We start from the raw sequence: 6,442 nt of genomic DNA, 5'->3' as shown, positions 1-6,442 counted from the left end.
GGGGTGGTTCTCCTGTCGTGCCCTCTCAGGCTAACCCGACGAAGCGGGGCGTCTCACCCAAGGCTGACAGAGAGGGTCCTGCCGGTAAGCGCTATCAACCGCATTGACCTGGATGCCGATCTGGCATTCCTGTCAGCCTGCAGCACCGCGCAGGGCGGCTATGTCCTGCCCGACGAAGCCATCACCCTTGCTTCGGCATTCCTCCTGGCCGGCTATCGCAACGTCATCGCCACGCTGTGGCCCATCTACGACGCGGAAGCCCCACAGGTCGCCCTGGACTTCTATCAAACGCTCAGCACCGCGACCGGACCCGCTCGATCCCTCCACCAGGCAGCCTGTCGCGCCCGCTCCCGCAATCCCGGGCGTCCTGACGTGTGGTCCTCTTACGTCCACTACGGCGCCTGACTACCGGCCTCGCCCCCGCGACCAGAAACTCCGGGTCCTCGATCCGCGGCGAACAGCCCTCCCGCAGAAGAAACAAACAGCTCAAGAGGGCGTTCTTCCTCTCCGTATTCGCCGCGTTAGCCGAACCGACCTCGCGGACCTACAGACAAGAAGATCACCCAGGGAAAGCACCGCACCCAGGCACTCCTCTGCCTCGCCCGCCGCCGAGCCGACGTCCTCTTCGCGATGCTCCGCGACAGCACTTTCTACCAACCACCAACCCCGATTGCCCCTTGACCAAAGTCATAGGGACACCCCCCGAGGGCAGTGGGTGGATGTCAATTGACCGTGGCACAAGAGCACGTGTACCTCGGACCGCGCCGTTCCCGAAGGGGCCCGCCGACTGGTCCTGGCGGTGAGTCTTCAGCGTGGTCCCGGCCCCGGGCCAGGTGCGGCCTCGTCCTGTGCAAACGGCCGTGCCACAATGCCGCAACCGGGCATCTGGACTGGAGGTCAGCACACAGGTGCCCGGCCCCAACACACCGTCCAGCAAACGTACTTCGAATGCACTCGCCCTTGCCTCGGAAGGACAGTTCCCACCCGGAACCGTGACACAGCGCGCGATGCCGGACTGGTGTTTCACGCGCGGCTCTCCGCCCGCCCGGGCCCGGCCTCCACCTCCCCTGTTGGGGAAGGAATGGCGACGCGGCACAGCGCATCGGCCTGTGTGGACTGACTACGGGTAGCAGGGACCGCCGTCGAGCGCCCACGCCCTGGCCATACTCCCGACCGCGAAGGCTGATCCCCTTGTGCGACGGGTCGAGGGGCTACGGGCCAGGCTGATCGGCGCGACACCTACGGCCGTTGGTAGGCGCGAGTTGTCGAATGGTCCTGCCTAGCGGTCAGATGTGACCACAGAAGGCCCGTGTGGCGAGTGGGGCGGGAGGACGGGCGGGTGCTGGCCCGGGCCCGGGGTCTGACTCACGGGGTTTCTGACCAAAGTGTCTCGGTGTCACAGTGTCGGCCGTGGGCTGGGGACGGTGCGTTGTCGGTGCCGGGCCGGCGGGGCGTGTCCCGATAGGGGCCTGCCGATCGCTGTGGCGTCCTCACGTTTCTGACCGCCCGACGCGGCCCGGTACCGGCAACGCGACGCGTCGTCGGACCGGAAGTGGGAACGGGCATGTCCACTTCGACCATGTCCAGTACGCCGCCTGCTCCGCAGACCCGTCGTCGTCGCCTGCGAGGGGAGGTGATGCTGGGAGTGGATACGCAATCGGGCTTGGAAGTGGGGAGCCGTGAGGCGGCTCAGGAGGTCTTTCACCTGCTAGGACAGCTACAGTCAGGACCCCGCTTGTAGGGGCTGTGACACGGACGTGACAGAAGATGCGCAGCGGATCCCCTGTGTGCAGCGACGGCATTGGGGGAGCGCCTTGCCATCGGCATTGGGCGAACGGCTGCCTGGCTGGACGCTGTGCGCTTGAGTGTTCTGATGGTGTGTAGGGTGCTCAGAAATCGGAGCCCAGCAGGGCGAGAGGACGACGTTCGAGCTGCGCGAAGCGGACCTTTTCGCGCAGCCAGGCCGCAACATCACCTTGCTGTTCGAGCAGGAGAACGAGTTCCCGGAGTTCGCCCAGGACGATCACTCGCTGGTTCAGCGCGCGTTCGCTCTCTTCGATGGCCGGCCCGGTGAAGCCAGATGCAGAAATGAATAGGGCGCGGACTTCCGAGCGCCCGTACACCCGTACCAGGTGGCGGCTCATCGCGTTGATCTCGACAGGCTCACCCCACCACTTGATCTCTACGAGGTACGCGGATCCGTCGACTTCGAGGGCGCCGTCGATCTGTTCAACGGGATGCCCCTCCTCGCTGCGCAGCGTGAAGGATTCCCTGATCAAGATGCCTTCGGTTGCGAACAGATCGTTGAGCACACCTTCCAGGGCGGTGCCTCGCTTTCTCGGGTCGTCTTCGTTGAACAGATCGTTGAGGCGGTCTCGGAGTGCTTGAAACCTTGCCTTCCGTCGAGCAAGGCGCTCAAGCTCGCTTGTGCGTGCTTTGATGCGAGCTGCTCGCTCTTCATCATGCGCCTGGCTCATCCGCGTGAATGAGTCCTTGACGTTCACGAGTCGTCGCACGCTTGCTTGTAGCCCCTGGGCCGGGAGACGGTCATCCGGCCACAGTGTGGAGAAGTCCTCGAATTCGATCGCTCGTTTGAGGATCTCCCTGCGAACGCCCAAGCCTGAATCGCCCTGTTCATTGATCCGGCTGAGCACGGCACGAACGATCTTGTACTTGCTGACTGCTGACCTGTCCGCGGCGAGCTGGTGTCGATGGGGCGCGAGCAGGTCTTCGCTGACGCCAGCGCCCCGCAAGAATCCAAGGACCCCTTCTTTGCTCCGGTTGAGCCGGGGCACCAGTTCGATCAGCAGGTCCAAAAGCTCAGGCGGCCAGTGGTAGGCGTCGTTGTGGGCCACTCGTCATCTGCACCTTCCGCGCGGGAGCCGCTCTCCGGGGTGCTTCGATCTGGACGATGTCCGAACGGCGCAACCCTATGAACCTGATTGTGCAGCGGCTGCCGCTGCTTGAGACCGGGTTTCGCGGGATGCGCGGCATGAGGTGGTGCGGAGTTCTCTGATGGCGCCTCTCGGTAGGCTGGAAGACTTCTTGGACCCACTGGCAGCTTCAGACCGGCCGAGCCGGGGGACTGGCCCTACTGCAGCGGTTGGGCCGGGTGGTGTCCAGCTCGCGTTCCTTCACGTCCCGGACGGTGAGGTCGACTGCGCGGGAGACGAGCCAGACGCACGATCTCGTCAGTTTGACGATTTCCCCTATCTGGTGGAGCCCCCGGTGGGAGGCTGTGTTCATGCACGCCTTCATCTCTCACAACCACCGCGACAAGCCCCAAGTGACGCCACTTGCCGCCCGATTGCGGCTGCTCGGCGTGGACGTCTGGCTTGATTCATGGAAGATCCGACCTGGGGATCGGATCCCCGGCAAGGTCAACGAGGCGCTGGGGCTCGTAGACACCGTCATGGTCTTCTGGTCCGCCAACTCTTCGAATTCCCCTTGGGTGAACACAGAGTGGGAGGCCGCCCTCACACGGCGACTGCGGGATGACTCTGTCCGCGTCATCCCGGTTGTCCTCGACGACACCCCGCTTCCGCCGCTCCTTGAGCCGATCATGTGGGTTTCCATGGTTGACGGTGATGTCGATCGAGCTGCTCGGGAACTCGTAGGTGTGGACTCCCAAGCAGAACTCGTGAAGACGATGCAGCGGACGGTTGAGGAGTCCGGACTGGAGTACAGGTACTTCCATGGGTTCGGCGTCATCGTTGGCTGTCCCCGGTGCGGAGCTCCAAGTTCGAAGTTGGAGGGCTGGAGCGCCGTTGATCACGTCCGAGACGACATGTACGCGGGAGTTCGTTGTACTGAATGTGGGTGGGACGAGGGCGGCGAAGTCTGACTACACCGCGCGCACCACACAGAGTTTCGTCGGGGCCAACCCGCCGTGGCGTTGGCCCTCGTCATAGGGGCAGTCGTGACGCGGGGTGGGTGGCAGGTGAGTGTCGTGTCAGGGGCCGTAGGGGCTCCAGTGCCCGAGGAAGGGCCTGAGGTCGTCGGCTCGTGGTTCGGGGATGTCGGGCAGTCGGGGTGGTGTGTGCAATGGGTCGAGGCGCTCGACGGTGGATGCTGCCCAGCTGATCCATGCTTCGGCTTCGGTTCTGGTCTGCCCCGGGGTCATGGCCTCGACTCGCGTGCGTACGGCGCTCAAGTACTCCGTAAGTCCGGTGGCGTGGCGCCATGCCGCTTCCTGCGCTTCAAAGTGTCTGAAACGGTACGCCTCGGCGTACCGGATGCGGGCGTCCTCCATGGCGGCTTCCCAGCGGATGCGTTTCTGGCGTGCGGCTTCGATCTCGTCGAGACGTCTGCGTTCGGCGGCTTCGCCGCGGAGGGTGACCTCCTGTGCGATCTCGGCGAGCTGCTCTTCGAGGGGGTGGCCGGGGGCGTCGGACCATTCGCTTGCCCGGTGCGGTTGGCCGCCGTTGAGGACAAAGCGGAGGCGTTCGGATGGGGTGTAGTCGAAGCGGGGGATCCTGATCCAGGAGTGCTTCTTGGCGTCGGCGAGTTCCTTCTCGGTGGCGACGTGCTCGGTCCGGTCCTGCTCCTGGAGGACGAGGAACCCCACGGTCTGGCCCTGTGCGGTGATGGTGAAGTGGGGAGACGCTCTGCGGCGGCGATGAGAGGGGGGCGCGAAGCCGGTCGCTCCCGCCGAACAGGAGTGTCCTTCGGCCTCGGCAGCGGTGATCAGCGCCTGGATGAGCCGGAGAGCACGTCCTTGGACGGGCCTGGTCAGGCCCAGCGGCTGTTGTTCGCTCTGCATGACCCGGACCACGGTGTGCGGGCGGGTGAGCCGGGCGGGCACGGGGACGGGTTCGAGGACGGCAAGGCGCCAGGCGAGGATGTCGACGAGCTTGATCTCGTACCCGCCACGGGACCAACCCCCGTACAGCTCCTTCGTCTCCGGAATCCTTCCGGATCTGCGCGCCGCGGCGATCCGGGACGGCCACTTCTCGGAGTCCGGACCGCTGCCGGGCTTGACGATCTGGCCGCCTGCCTCCGCGAGCTCTTGCAGCAGCTGCTCCGTGAACGTCACGCGACGCTGTGGAAGAGGGCTTGGCTTTCGCGCGGAGGCCGGAGTTTCCTGCGCTCGGGGGGACGGGGGTTGCGGAGCGGCGGCCTGGATCCTCCGCGGGCGCGATCCACGGGGAGGGTATGTGCCGTGCGCCAGGTAGTGCCGGCCGGCGCTTGTCAGGGCGACGCTCCACTGCCCACCCTTCCGGGAGACCAGGACCAGGCCGCGGTTCTGCAGTGCCTGACAGGTGGTTTTGTAGGAGCTGGTCTCCCAAACGCCGACAGGGCACCCGTCTTCCACCCACTTCAGCACCGAGAGTTGCCGCTCATTGACCTGCCGTTCCAATGACCCGCCTTCGACTCGAGGTTGACGTACGACGGCGGCATAGTGTCAGTTCTGCTTGTCAGCGGCGGATGGTTCGAAACAATTCGCTCGAACGAGCGAAGGCTGACGTGGACCGTGTCTACGCGGCGATGGCGCGTATCGCCGACCGGTGCGCGGCCGGGTCTTCGCCGAAGGGAGCGATGAGCTGCCATTGTGCGGGCGAATTGGGTGTCCGTGCGGCGGCGATCTTCGCCGTTGCCGTCAGCTCGGTCTCCGTGCGCTGCTGGCGAGTCAGCCCGGTGGCTTCGGTCGGGGCCCTCAGCCACTGAGCTTCGTGCGCAAGCGTTCGTTCTCCTTCTCGAGGGTCTTAACGCGTCGTTCGAGGTCGGCTCGTGTCGGGTTCTTCGGGGGCGGCGGAGGTGTGGATTCTGTTGGTTCGGGTGGTTCGCCACGCAGCCCGATGGGTTCGAAGGCCACGATTGTTTGCCGGTCCTCCCCGCACTCAGAGCATCGCCTGCCGTATGACCCGGCGGAGAGGGGGTCGGTGTACGTGTAGTGCGCCTCGGTCTCGATGATGTGGCCGCAGTACAGCCGGACACGCCACCGCATGATCTCGTGGTCTGCCTTCTTGAAGGACTGCATCAGCTTCGCGACGTTCTCGAACGCCTGGCGGCGACACTCCGCCCTCGCCGGGTCTGCCCGGCATTTGGCGTTGTCCTCCTCGACCTGACGCCGAACCGACTCGCTGATCTCCTCGCTCTGCTGCTGACGGCGGTGGTCCCCGAGGGTGAGTTCATACTCCTCCAACGGAATGTTGCTGCTCCGGTATTCGATTTCGCGCATGACGGCCAGCGTAGAAGGGGTGTCCACGCGGCCATGGAGAAGAACGGTCTTGTCAACCAACTTGCGGATTCTGCCCATGAGTGACCGCAGGGGTGCGTACTGGCCCAGGAAGCTGGCCTCCATAAAGTCGTGCTTGGTGGATCGGATTCGCGGTCGCAGGAGTCGCTGCAGACTGTGTCGCGTACGCTCCGAGGTCAGCCGCATATGCCCGCATGCCCCGGCATCAGCGGCGACGGAAGCGATCCCCCGGGAACCCTGGCT

5 protein-coding genes and 1 pseudogene are annotated in these 6,442 nt (G+C 65.1%); 3 read left to right on the top strand and 3 right to left on the bottom strand.

The window, feature by feature from the left end; translation table 11 throughout:
* The coding region (locus tag RMT89_RS20295; protein ID WP_315885153.1) for a CHAT domain-containing protein at positions 1 to 405 on the top strand (405 nt) is incomplete at its 5' end.
* Between the two features lie 5 nt (positions 406 to 410).
* Positions 411 to 681 (top strand): annotated as a pseudogene (locus RMT89_RS20290) (transposase); the annotation flags it as partial.
* 1,208 nt (positions 682 to 1,889) lie between these two features.
* On the opposite strand, the gene RMT89_RS20285 reads toward RMT89_RS20290, so the two are convergent.
* Complete coding sequence (locus RMT89_RS20285) at positions 1,890 to 2,855, bottom strand: restriction endonuclease (protein ID WP_315885152.1); 966 nt, start codon at positions 2,853 to 2,855, stop codon at positions 1,890 to 1,892.
* A 389-nt stretch (positions 2,856 to 3,244) separates the two neighbouring features.
* Between RMT89_RS20285 and RMT89_RS20280 the strand changes: the two genes are divergently transcribed.
* A complete protein-coding gene (locus tag RMT89_RS20280) occupies positions 3,245 to 3,844 on the top strand; it encodes a toll/interleukin-1 receptor domain-containing protein (protein WP_315885151.1) in 600 nt (199 codons plus the stop codon).
* Between the two features lie 108 nt (positions 3,845 to 3,952).
* On the opposite strand, the gene RMT89_RS20275 is transcribed toward RMT89_RS20280, so the two are convergent.
* Together RMT89_RS20275 and RMT89_RS20270 are read right to left on the bottom strand one after the other, a co-directional pair.
* The gene (locus RMT89_RS20275; RefSeq protein WP_315885150.1) at positions 3,953 to 5,035 is read right to left on the bottom strand and encodes a hypothetical protein; all 1,083 of its coding nucleotides are present in this window, start codon (positions 5,033 to 5,035) and stop codon (positions 3,953 to 3,955) included.
* Positions 5,036 to 5,656: 621 nt separating this feature from the next.
* Positions 5,657 to 6,241, bottom strand: coding sequence for a hypothetical protein (locus RMT89_RS20270; RefSeq protein WP_315885149.1), 585 nt, complete (start codon positions 6,239 to 6,241; stop codon positions 5,657 to 5,659).
* Positions 6,242 to 6,442 lie beyond the last annotated feature (201 nt).

The organism is Streptomyces sp. P17 (assembly GCF_032436805.1).
Taxonomy (GTDB): domain Bacteria; phylum Actinomycetota; class Actinomycetes; order Streptomycetales; family Streptomycetaceae; genus Streptomyces.
The sequence above is the reverse complement of the archived record's forward strand: the minus strand, read 5'-3'. Positions and strand labels throughout refer to the sequence as shown.

Excerpts from the sequence above, each read along its gene's own strand:
- RMT89_RS20280 (WP_315885151.1), top strand. The coding sequence starts at position 3,245 with ATGCACGCCTTCATCTCTCACAACCACCGCGACAAGCCCCAAGTGACG.